Origin of the sequence: Pseudomonas cremoricolorata DSM 17059 = NBRC 16634 (assembly GCF_000425745.1) — a bacterium.
Classification (GTDB): Bacteria; Pseudomonadota; Gammaproteobacteria; order Pseudomonadales; family Pseudomonadaceae; genus Aquipseudomonas; species Aquipseudomonas cremoricolorata.
The window spans coordinates 108,373-124,852 of the sequence record NZ_AUEA01000008.1 but is presented as its reverse complement, the minus strand read 5'-3'; the positions used below and the strand labels follow the sequence as shown (position 1 = coordinate 124,852).

General features: G+C 63.8%; 16 protein-coding genes. 7 read left to right on the top strand and 9 right to left on the bottom strand.

Annotated elements, in window-relative coordinates; all coding sequences use genetic code 11:
• Nucleotides 1-10: 10 nt before the first annotated feature.
• Complete coding sequence (locus H618_RS0110680; protein ID WP_028695059.1) at nt 11-1,018, bottom strand: AI-2E family transporter; 1,008 nt, start codon at nt 1,016-1,018, stop codon at nt 11-13.
• Between the two features lie 171 nt (nt 1,019-1,189).
• Entirely contained in the window at nt 1,190-1,471 is a 282-nt protein-coding gene (locus H618_RS0110675; protein WP_028695058.1) for a PsiF family protein, read from the bottom strand.
• Between the two features lie 189 nt (nt 1,472-1,660).
• Between H618_RS0110675 and osmE the strand changes: the two genes are divergently transcribed.
• Both osmE and H618_RS0110665 read left to right on the top strand, forming a co-directional pair.
• On the top strand, nt 1,661-2,002 hold the full coding sequence (osmE, locus tag H618_RS0110670) for an osmotically-inducible lipoprotein OsmE (protein WP_028695057.1): 342 nt from the start codon (nt 1,661-1,663) through the stop codon (nt 2,000-2,002).
• Between the two features lie 51 nt (nt 2,003-2,053).
• Entirely contained in the window at nt 2,054-2,584 is a 531-nt protein-coding gene (locus tag H618_RS0110665) for a ferritin-like domain-containing protein (protein WP_028695056.1), read from the top strand.
• Nucleotides 2,585-2,793: 209 nt separating this feature from the next.
• Here H618_RS0110665 and H618_RS0110660 read toward each other — a convergent pair whose 3' ends face one another.
• Nucleotides 2,794-4,857 carry an AsmA family protein gene (locus tag H618_RS0110660; protein ID WP_028695055.1) on the bottom strand — a complete coding sequence of 688 codons (2,064 nt, stop codon included), beginning with the start codon at nt 4,855-4,857 and terminating at the stop codon, nt 2,794-2,796.
• A 331-nt stretch (nt 4,858-5,188) separates the two neighbouring features.
• On the opposite strand from H618_RS0110660, the gene H618_RS0110655 reads away from it, so the two are divergent.
• The 3 genes from H618_RS0110655 (at nt 5,189) to H618_RS0110645 (ending at nt 7,519) form a co-directional block, all read left to right on the top strand.
• Nucleotides 5,189-5,551, top strand: coding sequence for a hypothetical protein (locus H618_RS0110655; RefSeq protein WP_028695054.1), 363 nt, complete (start codon nt 5,189-5,191; stop codon nt 5,549-5,551).
• Nucleotides 5,552-5,691: 140 nt separating this feature from the next.
• Entirely contained in the window at nt 5,692-6,324 is a 633-nt protein-coding gene (locus H618_RS0110650; protein ID WP_028695053.1) for a TetR family transcriptional regulator, read from the top strand.
• A gap of 73 nt (nt 6,325-6,397) precedes the next feature.
• Nucleotides 6,398-7,519: an AGE family epimerase/isomerase gene (locus tag H618_RS0110645; protein WP_028695052.1), complete on the top strand. Its 1,122-nt coding sequence runs from the start codon at nt 6,398-6,400 to the stop codon at nt 7,517-7,519.
• Here the strand turns inward: H618_RS0110645 and H618_RS0110640 are convergent.
• The 6 genes from H618_RS0110640 to H618_RS0110615 form a co-directional block, all read right to left on the bottom strand.
• Complete coding sequence (locus tag H618_RS0110640) at nt 7,516-8,283, bottom strand: SDR family oxidoreductase (protein ID WP_028695051.1); 768 nt, start codon at nt 8,281-8,283, stop codon at nt 7,516-7,518. The two genes, H618_RS0110645 and H618_RS0110640, sit on opposite strands and share 4 nt — an antisense overlap.
• Nucleotides 8,284-8,835: 552 nt before the next feature.
• Nucleotides 8,836-9,552 (bottom strand): ABC transporter ATP-binding protein, encoded by a 717-nt coding sequence (locus H618_RS0110635; RefSeq protein WP_028695050.1) that lies wholly within the window; start codon nt 9,550-9,552, stop codon nt 8,836-8,838.
• Nucleotides 9,549-10,424 (bottom strand): ATP-binding cassette domain-containing protein, encoded by an 876-nt coding sequence (locus H618_RS0110630; RefSeq protein ID WP_028695049.1) that lies wholly within the window; start codon nt 10,422-10,424, stop codon nt 9,549-9,551. The genes H618_RS0110635 and H618_RS0110630 overlap by 4 nt, the downstream gene beginning before the upstream one ends.
• Entirely contained in the window at nt 10,421-11,710 is a 1,290-nt protein-coding gene (gene livM, locus H618_RS0110625) for a high-affinity branched-chain amino acid ABC transporter permease LivM (RefSeq protein WP_028695048.1), read from the bottom strand. Before livM ends, H618_RS0110630 begins: the two co-directional genes overlap by 4 nt.
• A gap of 2 nt (nt 11,711-11,712) precedes the next feature.
• Nucleotides 11,713-12,627: an ABC transporter permease subunit gene (locus H618_RS0110620; protein ID WP_028695047.1), complete on the bottom strand. Its 915-nt coding sequence runs from the start codon at nt 12,625-12,627 to the stop codon at nt 11,713-11,715.
• A gap of 204 nt (nt 12,628-12,831) precedes the next feature.
• A complete protein-coding gene (locus H618_RS0110615; RefSeq protein WP_028695046.1) occupies nt 12,832-13,968 on the bottom strand; it encodes a branched-chain amino acid ABC transporter substrate-binding protein in 1,137 nt (378 codons plus the stop codon).
• Nucleotides 13,969-14,433: 465 nt separating this feature from the next.
• Between H618_RS0110615 and pncB the strand changes: the two genes are divergently transcribed.
• On the top strand, nt 14,434-15,639 hold the full coding sequence (pncB, locus tag H618_RS0110610; RefSeq protein WP_028695045.1) for a nicotinate phosphoribosyltransferase: 1,206 nt from the start codon (nt 14,434-14,436) through the stop codon (nt 15,637-15,639).
• A 3-nt stretch (nt 15,640-15,642) separates the two neighbouring features.
• Nucleotides 15,643-16,470 (top strand): ammonia-dependent NAD(+) synthetase, encoded by an 828-nt coding sequence (nadE, locus tag H618_RS0110605; protein ID WP_028695044.1) that lies wholly within the window; start codon nt 15,643-15,645, stop codon nt 16,468-16,470.
• The last annotated feature ends 10 nt before the right edge of the window (nt 16,471-16,480 follow it).

Here is a 16,480-nt window from a genome sequence, read left to right as displayed (position 1 = left end):
CAGGCGGCCCCTACACCAGCTCGATGCGCCGCAGCTCGCTTTTGAGGTAGGCGTAGTAGATCGGCCCGGCCACCACCCCCGGCAGGCCGAACGCCGCCTCGCACACCAGCATCGCCAGCAGCAGTTCCCACGACTTGGCGCGAATCTGCCCACCGACGATACGGGCGTTGAGGAAGTACTCGACCTTGTGGATGACGATCAGGTAGCCCAGCGCCGCCATCGCCACCCAGATCGACAACGACAGCCCGACGATGGTGATCAGGGTGTTGGAGATCAGGTTGCCGATCACCGGCAGCAGGCCAAGCAGGAAGGTCAGCACGATCAGCGTCTTGGTCAGCGGCAGGTGCACGCCGAACAGCGGCAGCACCACCGCCAGGAAGATGCCGGTGAAGGCGGTGTTGAGCAGGGAAATCTTGATCTGCGCGAAAACGATGTTGCGAAACGCCTGCACCAGCAGGCTCAGGCGCTCGAACAACGCCGCTGCCAGTGGCTTGCGCCGCGAGATGTCGGGCAGGCGCTGCAGGGCGACGATGGCGCCGAGGATCATGCCGATCAGCAAGGTCACGAACATGTGCGCCATACCCTTGCCGACCAGTTGCAGCTCGCTGAAATGCCCTTTGAGCCAGTCGCCGATGGCCACCTTGAACTCGGCAGCGCTGGCCGGCAGGTAGGCGTCGATGAACGGCGGCAGCTGCCCGCGGGCGCGGTCGACCAGGGCCATGAACTTGTCCAGTGAGGCGCCGGGGTTTTCAGCTTCGTGCAGGAGGAAACTGAACGCCCCGGCAATCAGCAGGCTCAGGGTCAGCACCACCAATGTGCCGAGCAGCGCCACCGCCAGCCAACGGGCGCGCTGCCCGGCGAGCAGCGGCTGCAACCTTGGGGTGAGCATGTTGACCAGCTCGAACACCAGCAGGCCGGCAAGCAGGCTGGGCAGCAACTTCAGGGGCAGGGCCAGCAGCAGGCCGGCAAACACGATGATCCAACTGGCGATGGTGATCTGGCGGGGGGTGAAGGTCATACAGCCTCGGCGGCAGACAGCAAAAAAGACCCGCAGTCTGCCAGCCTTCTTCCTACAAAAACAGCAAGCGGTGCGGGTTAGCCTTCGCGCCGCCGGCTCAATGCTGGCGTAGTGCCCTGCTGCGCATGCCGGTGATGCACTCGAGCAGCGCTGGCCCCTGCCCCACTCGCCTCATTTCTTCTTCAGGCAATCACTCATGAACGCCTTGCGCTCGTCACCCTTGAGGGTCTTGGCGCTGGCGTCGGCGTTACAGGTTTTCATCTTTTCCTGCTGGGTGGCGGGCTTGGCTTTCAGGCACTGGCTCATGAACGCCTTGCGCTCATCGCCCTTGAGCGACTGCCCGGTGGCCTGGGCGTTGCAGGTTTTCATCTTCTCTTGCTGAGCGGTGGCGGCGAAGGTGCTGGCGCTGAGCGAAAGGCCGAGCAGCAGCAGAGGCACGGTGATCATCTTCATGACGAGGGCTCTCCGGAAACGCTGCGCACGGCGCGCCGCGATGCGAATGAGTGTAGACAAGTTTTGCAACAGCTAACCGCAGTCATGTGCAGTTAAAAGACTTGACGCCAAGAGGTGAACTGCAAATCGAACTCCCGCGATTGCCTGCGGTTCCAAGCAAAACAGACCTTACGCACGGAGCCGGACCCCATGATCAAACAGACCCTCGCACTTCTTCTGGTTGGTGCCTCCCTGGCCGCCTGTAGCAGCCACCCGGAAAACCCGGTGGACCATGTCACCTACCGCAATGAACCGCTGGTCAAGCACGTCAAGGACGGCATGACCATGCAGAAGGTCATCGCTATCGGCGGCAGCCCCTCGAGTGTGATCGATCTGCCCAATGGCGGTACCTGCAACGACTACATCCTCAACCGTGAGGGTCAGCAACAAGCCTATTACGTGCGTTTCGATGCCACTGGCCATGTCGATGCCAAAGGCTTCAAGACCTGCAAACAACGCGAAGAGGAACGCCGCGCCACCCCAGGCGCCTGAGCCCTCCGCTGATTCAACCTGAACCGATTACCGAATGTTTTGGAGAACACCATGAGCAAGGTAGAACTGACCGATAAAGAAACCCTGCGCGCCCGCGCCCGTCAGCACGTCGAGAATGGCGCTGTCACCGAAGGCTACAGCGCTGACCGCGAGAAGATCATCGAGCTGCTGAACGCCTCGCTGTCCACCGAACTGGTGTGCGTGCTGCGCTACAAGCGCCACTACTTCATGGCAGAAGGCATCAAGGCCAACGTCGCCGCCGAGGAGTTCCTCGAGCACGCCAATCAGGAAGCCGAGCACGCCGACAAGCTGGCCGAGCGCATCGTGCAACTGGGCGGCGAGCCGGACTTCAACCCTGACAACCTGAGCAAGAACTCCCACGCCCAGTACGTGGCTGGCACCACGCTCAAGGAAATGGTCCTGGAAGACTTGGTCGCCGAGCGCATCGCCATCGACAGCTACCGCGAGTTCGTGCAGTACATCGGCGATAAAGACCCAACTACCCGCCGCATCCTGGAAGACATCCTGGCCCAGGAAGAAGAGCATGCCGACGACATGTCGGACCTGCTCGATGGTCTTTGATCTGCTCAAAGACTGATCATGCTGCAGCGAAGGGGCGCCGGAAGGCGCCCTTTTTTGTTTTCGTGAAGAGAACCCTGCAGGAGCGGCTTTAGCCGCGATGGCCTGCACAGCAGGCCTGGACGCTGCTCGGTGGCCTGTAGTGGGCCGGCTGTGCCGGCCATCGCGGCTGAACCGGAGCGCCGGCCGGTCGCTCCTACACGTCTGCCTCGTTACTGCTTGCCCTTGACCGCCGCCGGCGCCTTGCCGGCTTTCATCTGTTGCAGCAACGGGGTGCACTGGTTGTCTTCACTGTCGCCTGGGGCGATCAGCGCCAGCAGGCCCGCAGCCGGTCCGACGGCTACACCCAGTGCGACCATGCCGGCGCCGCGCAACGCCAATGGCAAGGCCTGCACGCCGGCGCTGGGCTTGGCGAACGTTCCACGTACATACAGTGGTGTGCGCAGCGAGAACAGACGCAGCCCCTTCGATTCCGGGGTGATCTTCAGGTCCATCCGCTCGTTGGCGAAGTTGGCCGTACCGTTGATGTAGATGATCGCGTTTTCAGTGTCGAACACGAACACCCGTGTGCTGGCCAGACCATCCTTGATGCCCACATCGGCAGCGGCGCAGTTGATCTTCACATCCTCGTCGCCGAACAACTTGTCGACGATGTAGTTGCCCACGTTGAGCCCAGCGATTTCCATCAGGCTGCGGCTGACTGCGCCATCGTTGATCAGCATGCGCAGGTCACCATTGGCCGTGCCCAGCAGGGCCGCGACCGAGTTGCCGCGGCCAGCGATGTCGGCGTCACCGTTGAGCTCACCGAAGCTGGTCTGCATCGGTGCGAAGGTTGGGAACAGCTGCTTGAGCTTGAAGCCGCGCGCAGTCAATTGCGCGCGACCTTGCATGGGCGTGCTGCGACCGTCCAGACGAATGGTGCTGCTGAGGTTGCCACCGGCCACGCCGAAGCGCAGCGGCTTGAGTTGCAACAGGCCATCGTCGAGCACGACGTGGGCAGAGAGGTCTTTGAACGGCAGTTGTTCGCTGTGCACGATGCGCTTGCCATCGAAGCTGACATCGGCGTCCATGACACGCCAGCGCTCGGTGCGGAACTCCTCGACCGGCAGCACTTTGTCGGCAGGCTGTTTGCTGGCGCCGCCGCGGGCCTTCTGCTCGGTGTTGGAGTCGGCCCCGATCAGCGGCGCGAGGTCCTTGAACAGCAGCTGATTGGACACCAGCTTGCCGGACAGCTTGGGCCGCGGCTGGCTGGCGACGTAGCCCAGATCGCCGTGAATGTCGCTGTCACCGATCTTGCCGTTGAAGCCCTGGTAGTCGTAGGTGGCGCCGTTGGCAGCATGCAGGTTGGCCTTGAGCCGGCCATCGGTGGAGTACGGCGGGGTGTCCGGAAGGGTCACGCCGGTCAGCGGGTACAGATTGCCCAGGCTCTTGCCCGACAGGCGCAGACGCAAATCCAGCGCGCCGAGGTTGCGTGGGTCGGTCAAGGTGCCGGCGACCCGCGCGCGGGTGTCACCGGCGCGTGCGTCGATCTGCAGCGGGAACGGCTGGTTGGCCTCCTGCAGGGCCAGCAGGCCGCCGATCTTGCCGGTGGCCGAGAACGGCTGCTTCTTGTAGCGGCCGTCGGCCTTGAAGCCGAAGGCGTAGTCTTGTGCGCCACCGGCTTTTTCGGCGGTGGCCGTGCCGACGATTTCGCTGTAGGGAATTGGCTTGCCCAGCGGGTCGATCTGCACTTTCACGCTGGTGTCGAGGGTCTGGTCGTCGAAGCGCACGTTGCCCTCGTCGAAGCCGATGGCACCGATGTCGACGGTCCATTTCGACGGTTCGGCGTTTTCATCCTTGGGGCCGAAGTCGAAGGTCCAGTTGGCGCGGCCATCGGCCAGGCGGGTCAGGCTGGCATCGGGCTTGACCAGGTCGATGCGCGGAATGCTGATGGTCTGCGCCAGCAGCGGCAGCGGCGCGAGACGAAAATCCACCCGCTCCAGGCCGACCATGCGCGGTTCCTTGAGCCACTCTGGGTTGCCCAGGGTGATGTCTTCGGCGGTGAAGTGCGGCCACGGCACCCAACGCCGCCAGCCACCCTCATCAGGTGATGTGCGCCAATGCACGGCCAGGTTGCCGTTGATGGCGAAGGGACGGTGCAAGGCTTCGGACACTTTTTCGTTGATAAACGGCTTGGCGCGGTTCCAGTCGAAGGTGGCGATGATGACCAGCAGAATCGCCAGCACGGTCAGCAGCGTGGCGAGGGTCCAGGTGAAAATTCGAAGCGGGCGCGTCATGCGGGGTTTCTCCTGACGTCATGGCACTCGGCAAGCGGGAAATACGGCTCTTGCTAAGTGGGACTGACGAAAAGCGCGGGGGTTTAATCGCTGCACCGCAGCATAGCGAAGAATTTCCCTGAGCCGGCATCGACTTCGCGCGCGCAAGGCGTTCGCCGCTGGCCACCAGCGCCTGGCGCAACCGTGCCAGGGTGTTGATTAAGGGAAGGTTAGAACGACTATCAAACCTGTCGATGGTGACCATCAGCCCAATGAAATGGTGTCTCGGGATGGCGCGCGTAGCATTGCCGACGTACCCACTTTTCAGCGCCCTTCAAGGAGCACCCTGATCATGAAACGTCCTCTTCTGCTTGCCTTCGCCCTGTCTGCTCTGGCCGCCAACGTCTACGCCATGCCGGCGCAGGAGCAACCCGTACTCAGCGAATCCCACGCCAGCGACGCTGCCGCGCAGCCTCTGAACAGCCTTGCCGAAGGCGGCTCGGATCGTCTGATCGAACGCAACGACCGTGTTGCCGAAGGTGGTTCTGACCGTCTGATCGAGCGCAACGATCGCGTTGCAGAAGGCGGCTCGGACCGCCTGATCGAACGCAACAACCGCGTTGCCGAAGGTGGCTCCGATCGTTTGATCGAACGCAGCGAGCGTATTGCCGAAGGTGGTTCGGACCGTCTGATCGAACGCGGTCACAGCGCCTGAGCCACTGCCGGGCCCTGCGGATAGCTCGATGGATGCAGCGGCCAGTCGCGGCTAATGCCCACACACCAGCCGCCCCCGCATTGACCAGCCTTCGTGCTTTTCACTAGAGTGCCCTGCCGTACCTCGCCAGAAGCCTGCCCATGTCGCCGCGCGCCGAACAGAAGCTCCAGACCCGCCAGGCATTGCTCGATGCTGCCTGCGAGCTCATGCAGAGTGGACGCGGTTTCGGCGGTATCAGCCTGCGCGAGGTCGCGCGCAGCGCGGGCATCGTGCCCACCGGCTTCTATCGGCACTTCCCTGATATGGACGCCCTCGGCCTGGCCCTGGTCGGCGAGGTCGAGGCCACCTTCCGCGACACCATCCGCCGGGTGCGCCACAACGAGTTCGAACTCGGCGGCATCACCGACGCCTCGGTGCGCATCTTCCTCGACGTGGTCGCCGCACACCGTACCCAGTTCCTGTTTCTTGCCCGCGAGCAGTACGGCGGTTCGCACGCCGTGCGCCAGGCCATTGCACGCTTGCGCCATGGCATCAGCTCGGACCTGGCCACCGACCTGGCGCGCATGCCGCGCTGGCAGCATCTGGACCACGCGGCGTTGTCGATGATGGCCGACCTGGTGGTCAAGACCGTCTTCGCCACCCTTCCCGAACTGATCGACAGCCCCGACCCGGCGTGCCCCGAGCCACTCAGCGCGCAAGAGAAGATCGCCCAGCAACTGCGCTTCATCTTCATTGGCGCGCGCCATTGGCAGGGCCTGAGCAACCCAGGCTGAAGCGCCCCGTTCGGCGAAGGCTGGTGGCAGTTCTGCTACCATGGCGCCCTGCCTGATCGCCACGAGCCCTGCCATGTCCAACGCCCTTCCCTGCCCGCCCGAGCTGAGCCAGCGCCTGATCCGCGTACGTCGGCATTTCGCCGAGCACATCGTGCCGCTGTGGCAGGGGCCGGGCTGGAATGCCGAACTGGCGCTGCCGTTCGAGGCCCTCGACGCCCAGCAGCGTCCCGAACCCGTCAAGCGCTACCGGGCCATGGCCTGTGCCCGTCAGCTGTACCTGTTCAGCAGCCGCCTCGAGCAGCCTGGCGCGACGCAGCGGGCGGCGGCCTTGTTCGATTCCTTGCAGCGGCATTTCCACGATGCGCAGCACGGCGGCTGGTTTTACAGCATCGATGCCGACGGCAAGCCGCTGGATCGACGCAAAGACCTCTACACCCATGCCTTCATCGTCTTCGCCTGCGCCCACTACTGGGGCCAGGTAAAAGCGCCGGCGGTGTCGGCAGTGCTCGATGACGCGCTGCTGAGCATCGCTCAGCGCTTTGCCCGCGCTGATGGCCTGTTCGAGGCGAGCCTGGCTGAAGACTGGTCGAACCTGGGCAGTGGCGCGTTGCAGAACCCGTCGATGCACCTGGCCGAAGCCTTCCTGCAAGTGCTGGCCGTGCGCGACGACAGCGCGACCGAGCAGGCTTTGCTGACACTGTGCGACGCCCTGCACCGCCACTTCGTCGACCCGCGCCATGGCCTGATGCTGGAAAAGCCGCGCGGAGCTGTGGATAACTGGTTCGAGCCGGGGCACCAGTTCGAATGGTTCTATTTGCTGCACACCTCACCACTGCTGCGCGGCACCCCGCTGCACAGCGCCATCGACCGGGCCTTCGACTTCGCCGAGCAGCACGGCGTGGAACGCGGCGCGGTGCTTGCGATGCTCGATGTGCAAGGGCGCGTGCTCGACGCCACCCAGCGGATCTGGGCCAAGGCCGAATACCTGCGTGCGCTGGTGTTGCGGCCCAACGCTCAAGCGCGTCTGCTCGAGCAGCTCAGCGCCCTGGAGCAGTTGTTCTTGCACCCGCGCGGCTGGCACGAATGCCGTGACGGCAGCGGCGCGGTGAGCCGCGACGACATGCCCTCGACCACGCCCTACCATTTGGCGACCGCGCTCGAAGGCCTGCGGCGGCTCGAGCAGATCGCGCCCTAGCCCTTGGCCGAGCGGTCGATGGCAAAACCTGCCCAGTCCTGGCTCACCGGCATCAGCTCGAGGTTATTGATGTTGACGTGGGCCGGCTGGTTGAGCACCCAGAAGATGGTTTCGGCGATGTCCTGCGGCTGGATCGGCTCGGCGCCGGCGTAGGTGGCGTCGTAGCGTGATTGATCACCGCCGAAGCGCACCAGGGAAAACTCGCTTTCGCACAGCCCCGGCTCGATGTTGGTGACGCGCACGCCGGTGCCGCGCAGGTCGCAGCGCAGGCTCAGCGAGAACTGACCGACGAACGCCTTGGTGCCGCCGTACACATGGCTGCCTGGATACGGATAGTTGCCGGCCACCGAGCCGACGTTGAGGATCGACGCACCACGGCCGTGGGCGATCAAGCGCGGCAGCAGCAGGCGGGTGGTGTACATCAGGCCCTTGATGTTGGTGTCGACCATGGTGTCCCAGTCGTCGAGATCGCAGTTCTGCGCGGCATCGGCCCCCAGCGCCAGGCCTGCGTTGTTGACCAGCGCGCGCAGCGTGGCGAAGCTCGGCGGCAGGCTGGCGATAGCGGTTTCCATGGCCTGGCGATCACGCACATCGACCACCAGAGCGTGCACTTCGGTGTGCGCCGACAGCTCTGCACACAGCGCATCCAGACGTTCCTGACGCCGGCCGGTCAGCACCAGCTTCCAGCCCGCCTGGGCGAAACGGCGCGCGGTGGCTTCGCCAAAGCCGGAGGTCGCCCCGGTGATGAATACGGTATCGGTCATTGCGCTTCTCCTGGACAGATCGAAAACGGTTGGCCAGGCAGCATGCCCGCAGGCCGCGCGACCAGCAAGCCGGACAACCGCTGTACGAAAAGTGACCAATCGCCTGAAAGCCACGCCGCAGTAAGCGTGGCGAAGGCTATGCGCACGTTATCCACAAGGCTACCCCCACCGATTGGGGGCAAGTTTCATGGACTCCCCTGCGGGGCTGTGGAAAACCTCGAAGCCGACGCCTGAGGACTCGTCTGAACCCCGCAGCACACATGCTACGCATAGCTTTCCCACAGACTTACCCACAGCCTGCCAGGACTAGTGGAAAAAGCGTTCGCCGCAGCCGCAGACAACCGATTCGGCCCACCCGAGGCCGATATGATCAAATAATGATCAAAAGCCTGCAAGCCTCGTCAGAAAAGGGCTGCAAGCACTTGCCACCACCTTTTCCACAGGCAGCTCCACACAAACGGTGGAAACTTTACCGGCTGTGCACAAATCGCTGAACGCCGCGTCAATCACGGCGTTCAGCGCTACCCTGTACGGGATTGTCCACAGGACGGCTCAGTGCCCACCCAGATAAGCGTTGCGCACCTCCTCATTGGCCAGCAGCTCCTGCCCGCTACCGGTCATGCGGATCTGACCGTTGACCATCACATAGGCGCGGTCCGACAGCTTCAGCGCATGGTTGGCATTCTGCTCGACGAGGAAGATGGTCATGCCGCCCTGGGCCAGCTCGCGCAAGGTGGCGAATATCTGCTTGACCACGATCGGCGCCAGCCCCAGCGACGGCTCATCGAGCAGCAGCAGTTTGGGCCGACTCATCAGGGCGCGAGCGATGGCCAGCATCTGCTGCTCGCCCCCGGACATGGTCATGGCCCGCTGCGAACGACGTTCCTTGAGCCGTGGGAACAGCTCGTACATGCGCTGCATATCCTGGTCGGCATGTTTGTCGCCGATGGGGATGGTGCCCATCATCAGGTTCTCTTCCACGGTCATGTCCGGGAACACCCGGCGCCCTTCCGGGGACTGGGCGATGCCGTTGGAGGCGATGTAGTGCGAGCTCTTGCGGGTGATGTCGGTGCCGCGATAGAGAATCTGCCCGGAGGCCGCCCGCGGCTGGCCGAAAATCGACATCAGCAAGGTCGACTTGCCCGCGCCGTTGGCGCCGATCAGGCTCACCGTCTCGCCCTCGTCGATGTGCATCGACACGCCCTTGAGCGCCTGGATCGGGCCGTAGAACACGTTCAGGTCACGCAGTTCGAGAATGGCTGCGCTCATACGATTTCCTCTTCGTCGGCACCCAGGTAGGCGGCGATCACGGTCGGGTTGTTGCGAATCTCCTGGGGCGTGCCTTGGGCGATGACATTGCCGTGGTCGAGCACCACGATATGGTCGGAGATGCTCATGACCATGCCCATGTCGTGCTCGATCAGCACTACAGTGAGATCGTGCTGGTCGCGCAGCACGCGAATCATCCGGCTCAGGGCTTCGGTTTCCTGCGGGTTGAGGCCGGCAGCCGGTTCGTCCAGGCAGATGATCTTCGGCCGCGTGCACATGGCCCGGGCAATCTCCAGGCGACGCTGCTGGCCGTACGACAGCTCACCGGCCAGGCGGTTGGCGCAATCGACCAGATCGACCACCTCCAGCCAGTAGAAGGCATGGTCAAGTGCGTCGCTTTCCGCCTTGCGGTAACCCGGGGTGTTGAGCACGCCGGCCAGCAGGTTGCGATTGACCCACATGTGCTGCGCCACCAGCAGGTTTTCCACCACCGACATTTCGCGGAACAGGCGGATGTTCTGGAAGGTACGCGCCAATCCGGCGCGGTTGACCAGGTGGGTGCCGCCGAACATCTTGTAGTACAGGCGGTTGGCAAACCGCGCGGGCGAAACGAAATCGGTGGGCTCGAAGCGCTCGCCCAGCAGTTGAATGACATTGGTCGGCGCGCCGCGCACGTTCAGCTCGATGCGCCCGCCGCTGGCCTTGTAGAACCCGGTCAGGCAGTTGAACACCGTGGTCTTGCCGGCGCCGTTGGGGCCGATCAGGGCGAAGATCTGGTTGCGCCTGACTTGCAGGTTGACGTCGCTGAGCGCCTTGATGCCGCCAAACTGCATCATCAGGTGCTCGACCGACAGCACGATATCGTCGTTCATGGCGCCACCCCCTTGCGCACCTGCACAGCGGTGCGACCTATGCGAATCAGCCCGCGTGGGCGCCAGATCATCATCAACACCATGAGCACGCCAAACAGCAGCACGCGGTATTCCGAGAAACTGCGCAGCAGCTCGGGCGCCACGGTCAGCACGAAGGCGGCGATCACCACGCCGACGGTCGAGCCCATGCCGCCAAGCACGACGATCGCCAGAATCAGCGCCGACTCGAAGAAGGTGAACGACGACGGGTTGACGAAGCCTTGGTAGGTGGCGAAGAACACCCCGGCAAGGCCGGCAGTCGAAGCGCCCAAGGTGAAGGCCGAAAGCTTGACCAGCACGTGGTTCAGGCCCATCGAGCGGCAGGCGATCTCGTCTTCACGCAGCGCTTCCCAGGCCCGCCCGACCGGCATGCGGGTCAGGCGATGCTTGATGTACAGCACCGCCAGCACCACCAGAAACAGTACCGCGTAGATGAACAGGAATTTCAGATTGGGGTTGTAGTCGATGCCGAAGAACTCGTGGAACGGCACCCCGCCATCCTTGGCCCGGCGGCCGAACTCAAGGCCCAGGAAGGTCGGCGACGGTGCCGGCATGCCATTCGGCCCGCCGGTGAACGACAGCCAGTTGTTCAGCACCAGGCGGATGATCTCGCCAAAGCCCAGGGTGACGATGGCCAGGTAGTCGCCGTGCATGCGCAGCACCGGAAAACCGAGTATGCACCCGGCCAACGCCGCAGCGATGGCGGCCAGCGGCAGTACGCTCCAGAAGCCCAGCCCCAGGTATTGGTAACCCAGCGCCAGGCCATAGGCGCCGATGGCGTAGAAGGCCACGTAACCGAGGTCGAGCAAGCCGGCAAGCCCCACCACGATGTTCAGCCCCAGGCCCAGCAGTACGTAGATCAGCCCGAGGATGACCACGGTCAGCAGGTACTTGTTGGCAAATATTGGGAAGACGATGGCGATCACGATCAGCGCCGGGATGATGTAGCGCAGCCGCGATTTGTAGTCCACCGGGCGCACATGCACCCCCGAGCCGTTGCCTTCGAAGCCTTGCAACAGGCGCAGGCCGGGTGCGGTTTGCAGGAACAGGCTGAGCAGGAAACGCCCGACCATCACCGCCCCGACCAGCCAGGCGACCCGGGTGGGCTGGGCGTTGAAGCTGTAGCCGTCGAGCACCACGCCGACCACCGGGCCGAACACGATCAGCGCCAGCAGGCCGGCGACCAGGGTTTCGATGAGGCTGCGTTTGAGATCGATCGAAGAAGAAGCAGTAGAGGCGACAGTCATGTTCACACCTTGGCCACGAGCGGGCGACCGAGCAGGCCCTGGGGTCGGAAGATGAGGATCAGCACCAGCAGCGAGAAGCTGAACACGTCCTTGTAGTCGGTGTTGATCAAGCCCGAGAACAGCGATTCCGATACCCCGAGGATGATCCCGCCCAGCATCGCCCCGGGCAGCGAACCGATGCCGCCGAGCACCGCCGCGGTGAAGGCCTTGATGCCGATGATGAAGCCTGCGTAGAAGTCGAAGGTGCCGTAGTTGAGGGTGATCAGCACCCCGGCCAGGGCCGCCATCACCGCCCCGATGACGAACACGTAGGAGATCACCCGGTCGGTGTTGATGCCTAGAATCGAGGCCATCTTGCGGTCTTGCTGGGTGGCGCGGCACATGCGCCCAAGCTTGGTGTACTTGATCACGTAGGTGAGCAGCGCCATGCCGGCGAAGGCGGCGATGAGGATGAAGATCTTGGTGTAGGTCAGTTGCACGAAGCCTGAACCAACGTCGAGCCGTACGGCGCCTTCGAGCAGGGTTGGCACGCCTTGCTGGCGGGCGCCCTGGCTGATTTGCGCGTAGTTCTGCAGGATCAGGGAGATGCCGATGGCGCTGATCAGCGGTGCCAGCCGGGTGGAGTTACGCAGCGGCCGGTAGGCGATGCGTTCGATGGTGAAGCCGTACACGCCGGTGACCACGATGGTGAACAGCAAGGTGCCCAACATCAGCAGCGGAAACGACTCGATCCCGAAATAAGCCAGCAATGCCAGGCTGATCGCCGCCAGGTAAGCGGAGATCATGTACACCTCGCCGTGCGCGAAGTTGATCATGCCGATGATGCCATAGACCATTGTGTAGCCGATGGCGATCAGGCCATAGACCGACCCGAGGGTCAGGCCGTTGACCAGTTGCTGCAGGAAAATACCATCCATAAGACGCAATCTCGCGTAAGGGGATCGCACGCCAGGGCCGCGGCAGACTGGCGTGCGGATCTACGAGCAGGAAAGGGGGCTGGGTGTCGATCGAACGAACCAGGTGGGCTGCACCTTGCAGGCGCAGCCGTGCCTGGGGGTGGTCCGATCAGGCTGATCGACCGCTCACGCTCGACCGCTACCCAGCCTTGGGCACCGTCGTGGTTATTGTTGTTTGTCCAACTGGTGGTACTTGCCGTTGGCATCCCACTGGTAGACCACATAGTCGGAGACGGTGAGGTCGCCCTTGCTGTCCCACTTCTTCTCGCCCATGACCGTCTGCACCGGGTTGGCCTTGAGCCACTTGGCCGCGTCTTCGCCCTTGTTCGACTTGGCGCCATTGAAGGCCGCCGCCAGGGCTTGCAGCGAAGCGTAGGCATACAGGGTGTAGCCTTCAGGCTCGGTGCCAGCCTTGCGGAACTCATCGACCACTGCCTTGCTGTCGGGCAGCAGGCGCGGGTCGGCGCCGAAGGTCATGTACACGCCGTTGACGTATTGCGCGCCGCCTGCGGTGGACACCAGCTCGTCGGTGACGATGCCGTCGTCGGACATGAACTTGACGTCCTTCAGGCCCTGCTCGCGCAGCTGGCGCACCAGTGGGCCGGCCTCGGGGTGCAGGCCACCGAAATACACCACGTCGGCGCCGGCGGCGCGGATCTTGGTGACCACGGCGCTGAAGTCTTTCTCGCCACGGGTCAGGCCCTCGTAGAGCACCGGCTTGACGCCACGTTTCTCGAGCTGCGCCTTGGTCGCATCGGCCAGGCCCTGGCCGTAGGTGTCCTTGTCGTGCAGCACCACGACCTTCTGCCCCTTGAGCACATCGACGATGTAGTTGCCGGCCACGACGCCCTGCTGGTCGTCACGTCCGCACATGCGGAACATCGCACTCAGACCGCGCTCGGTCACCTGCGGGTTGGTCGAACCTGGGGTGATGGCGATGACGCCGGCTTCGTCGTACACCTCGGAGGCCGGAATGGTGTTGGACGAGCAGAAGTGCCCCACCACACCGATGACCTTGTCCTGATCGACCAGGCGGTTGGCCACCGCCACCGCTTGCTTGGGTTCGCAGGCATCGTCGCCTTTGACCAGCACGATCTTCTCGCCGTTGACGCCACCTGCCGCGTTGATCTTGTCGGCCGCTGCTTGCGCGCCTTTCATGTACTGCTCACCGAAGGCCGCATTGGCGCCGGTCATGGGGCCGGCAACACCGATCTTCACGTCGGCCTGAACATACGAACTAACACCGAGGGCCATGGCGACTGCCGCGGCCAGAAACGCTTGCTTGGGAAACGAGTGCGACATGAGGTGGTGCTCCTGGAATTTTTTTAGTAGGCACTACGACTTCACAACGCTGTGACCTGAGCAAGGGCCGTGCCATGGCATTGCCATCAATGCAAAACAGTCCGGGCGTCTGCCACGGCAGCGTTCGGGTCGTTCCGCAGCGGGGTGCGCAACCCGCTGCCCAGAGCCGGGCGCCACCGCCAACCTGGCAATGGCGCAACCTCCAAAGGGCATAGGTGCAACCGTTGCCGTGCGCATCGGATAACCTGCCTGTAACAGGCGACGTCACCGAACTGCACATCCTGGGTGCACGACTGCCACCGCAGGCACCGTTTCAAGGCTGCCGACTGCGCGCTACGAGTGCGCAGCGCACGCCACCCGGCAGTGGGCCGAATGACGCAGAGCGGAAAAAAGACTGGCACAATGGCGCCCATTGCCCTGCGCGCTCGCGCCTTTTCGCCTGCGCCGCCGACCTGGAGCCCCTCAATGAGCGAGAGCGCATTTTCCCAGCGCATCGTGCATAACCTGCTCGACACCGATTTCTACAAGCTGACCATGATGCAGGCGGTGCTGCACAACTACCCGGACGCCGACGTCGAGTGGGAATTCCGCTGCCGCAATGGCGAGGACCTGCGCCCTTATCTTGGGGAAATTCGCCGGCAGATCGAGCAGCTCGCCGACCTCACCCTCGACGAGGGGCAACTGGGCTTTCTTGAGCGCATCAGCTTTCTCAAGCCCGACTTCCTGCGTTTTCTCGGGCTGTTCCGCTTCAACCTGCGCTACCTGCACATAGGCATCGACAACGATCAGCTGAGCCTGCGCATCCGCGGCCCGTGGCTGCATGTGATTCTCTTCGAAGTGCCGCTGCTGGCGATCATCAGCGAGGTGCGCAATCGCCACCTGCACCCCGACATGCGCCTCGAGCAGGCCCGCGAACAACTGCTGCGCAAGTTCGACTGGCTGCGCCAGAACGCCAGCAGCGACGAGCTGGCCGAGTTGCAGGTGGCCGACTTCGGCACCCGGCGGCGCTTCTCCAGCCAGGTACAGGGCGAAGTGGTGAAAATCCTGCGCGATGACTTCCCGGCGCGCTTCGTCGGCACCAGCAACGTCGACCTGGCGTGGAAGTTGGATGTCAAACCGCTAGGCACCATGGCCCATGAATGGTTCATGGCGCACCAGCAGCTCGGCCCGCGGCTGATCGACAGCCAGGCCGCGGCGCTGGACTGCTGGGTACGCGAGTACCGTGGGGTGCTGGGCATCGCCCTGACCGACTGCATCACCATGGATGCCTTCGTCAGCGATTTCGATCTGTTCTTCGCCAAGCTGTTCGATGGCCTGCGCCACGACTCGGGCGATCCGATCGTCTGGGCCGAGAAGGCGGTGGCGCACTATCGGGCGCTGGGCATCGACCCGATGACCAAGACCCTGGTGTTCTCCGACGGCCTCGACCTGCCGCGGGCGTTGCAGATTTTCCGCACCCTGCGCGGGCGGATCAACGTCAGCTTCGGCATCGGCACCAACCTCACCTGCGACCTGCCGGGCGTGGCGCCGATGAGCATCGTGCTGAAGATGACCGACTGCAACGGCTCGCCGGTGGCGAAAATCTCCGACGAGGCGGCCAAGACCCAGTGCCGCGATGCCAACTTCGTCAATTACCTGCGTCATGTCTTCAATGTTCCGCACAAGGGGTGACCGATGCACGCCGTTCAGCAACAAATCGCTCAGCAACTCAATGTTCAGCCGCCGTTCGCCGACACCGCCGCACTCGATGGCGAAATCGCCCGGCGCGTGGCCTTCATCAAGCAGTGCCTGGCCAATGCCCACCTGAAAACCTTGGTGCTGGGCATCAGCGGCGGCGTCGATTCGCTCACCGCCGCGCTGCTCGCGCAACGCGCGGTCAGCGAACTGCGCAAGGAGACCGGCGATGACGCCTACCGCTTCATCGCCGTGCGCCTGCCCTACCAGGTGCAGCAGGACGAACACGACGCCCAGGCGTGCCTTGAGGTGATCAAGGCCGATGAAGTGCACACCGTCGACATCGCCCCCGCGGTGCGCGGCCTTGCCGGAAGTGTCCAGGCACTGGCCGAGGGCACCCCGGCACACGTGGATTTCGTGCTCGGCAACACCAAGGCGCGCATGCGCATGGTGGCCCAGTACACCATCGCCGGCGCTCGCGGCGGCCTGGTCATCGGCACCGACCATGCCGCCGAAGCGGTGATGGGCTTCTTCACCAAATTCGGCGACGGCGCCTGCGACCTCGCGCCGCTCACTGGCCTGGTGAAAAACCAGGTGCGCAGCATCGCCCGACGCTTCGGCGCGCCAGAGGCGCTGGTGGAAAAAGTGCCGACCGCCGACCTCGAAGACCTCGCCCCCGGCAAGCCGGATGAAGCCTCCCACGGCGTGACCTACCAGCAGATCGACGCCTTCCTGCACGGCGAATCTGTGAGCCAGGAAGCCTTCGACATCATCGTCGCCACCTACCGCAAGACCCAGCACAAGCGCGAGCTGCCGTTCGCGCCTTGAGCGTGCACTG

Excerpts from the sequence above, each read along its gene's own strand:
- H618_RS0110680 (WP_028695059.1), bottom strand. The coding sequence starts at position 1,018 with ATGACCTTCACCCCCCGCCAGATCACCATCGCCAGTTGGATCATCGTG.
- H618_RS0110675 (WP_028695058.1), bottom strand. The coding sequence starts at position 1,471 with ATGAAGATGATCACCGTGCCTCTGCTGCTGCTCGGCCTTTCGCTCAGC.
- osmE (WP_028695057.1), top strand. The coding sequence starts at position 1,661 with ATGATCAAACAGACCCTCGCACTTCTTCTGGTTGGTGCCTCCCTGGCC.
- H618_RS0110665 (WP_028695056.1), top strand. The coding sequence starts at position 2,054 with ATGAGCAAGGTAGAACTGACCGATAAAGAAACCCTGCGCGCCCGCGCC.
- H618_RS0110660 (WP_028695055.1), bottom strand. The coding sequence starts at position 4,857 with ATGACGCGCCCGCTTCGAATTTTCACCTGGACCCTCGCCACGCTGCTG.
- H618_RS0110655 (WP_028695054.1), top strand. The coding sequence starts at position 5,189 with ATGAAACGTCCTCTTCTGCTTGCCTTCGCCCTGTCTGCTCTGGCCGCC.
- H618_RS0110650 (WP_028695053.1), top strand. The coding sequence starts at position 5,692 with ATGTCGCCGCGCGCCGAACAGAAGCTCCAGACCCGCCAGGCATTGCTC.
- H618_RS0110645 (WP_028695052.1), top strand. The coding sequence starts at position 6,398 with ATGTCCAACGCCCTTCCCTGCCCGCCCGAGCTGAGCCAGCGCCTGATC.
- H618_RS0110640 (WP_028695051.1), bottom strand. The coding sequence starts at position 8,283 with ATGACCGATACCGTATTCATCACCGGGGCGACCTCCGGCTTTGGCGAA.
- H618_RS0110635 (WP_028695050.1), bottom strand. The coding sequence starts at position 9,552 with ATGAGCGCAGCCATTCTCGAACTGCGTGACCTGAACGTGTTCTACGGC.
- H618_RS0110630 (WP_028695049.1), bottom strand. The coding sequence starts at position 10,424 with ATGAACGACGATATCGTGCTGTCGGTCGAGCACCTGATGATGCAGTTT.
- livM (WP_028695048.1), bottom strand. The coding sequence starts at position 11,710 with ATGACTGTCGCCTCTACTGCTTCTTCTTCGATCGATCTCAAACGCAGC.
- H618_RS0110620 (WP_028695047.1), bottom strand. The coding sequence starts at position 12,627 with ATGGATGGTATTTTCCTGCAGCAACTGGTCAACGGCCTGACCCTCGGG.
- H618_RS0110615 (WP_028695046.1), bottom strand. The coding sequence starts at position 13,968 with ATGTCGCACTCGTTTCCCAAGCAAGCGTTTCTGGCCGCGGCAGTCGCC.
- pncB (WP_028695045.1), top strand. The coding sequence starts at position 14,434 with ATGAGCGAGAGCGCATTTTCCCAGCGCATCGTGCATAACCTGCTCGAC.
- nadE (WP_028695044.1), top strand. The coding sequence starts at position 15,643 with ATGCACGCCGTTCAGCAACAAATCGCTCAGCAACTCAATGTTCAGCCG.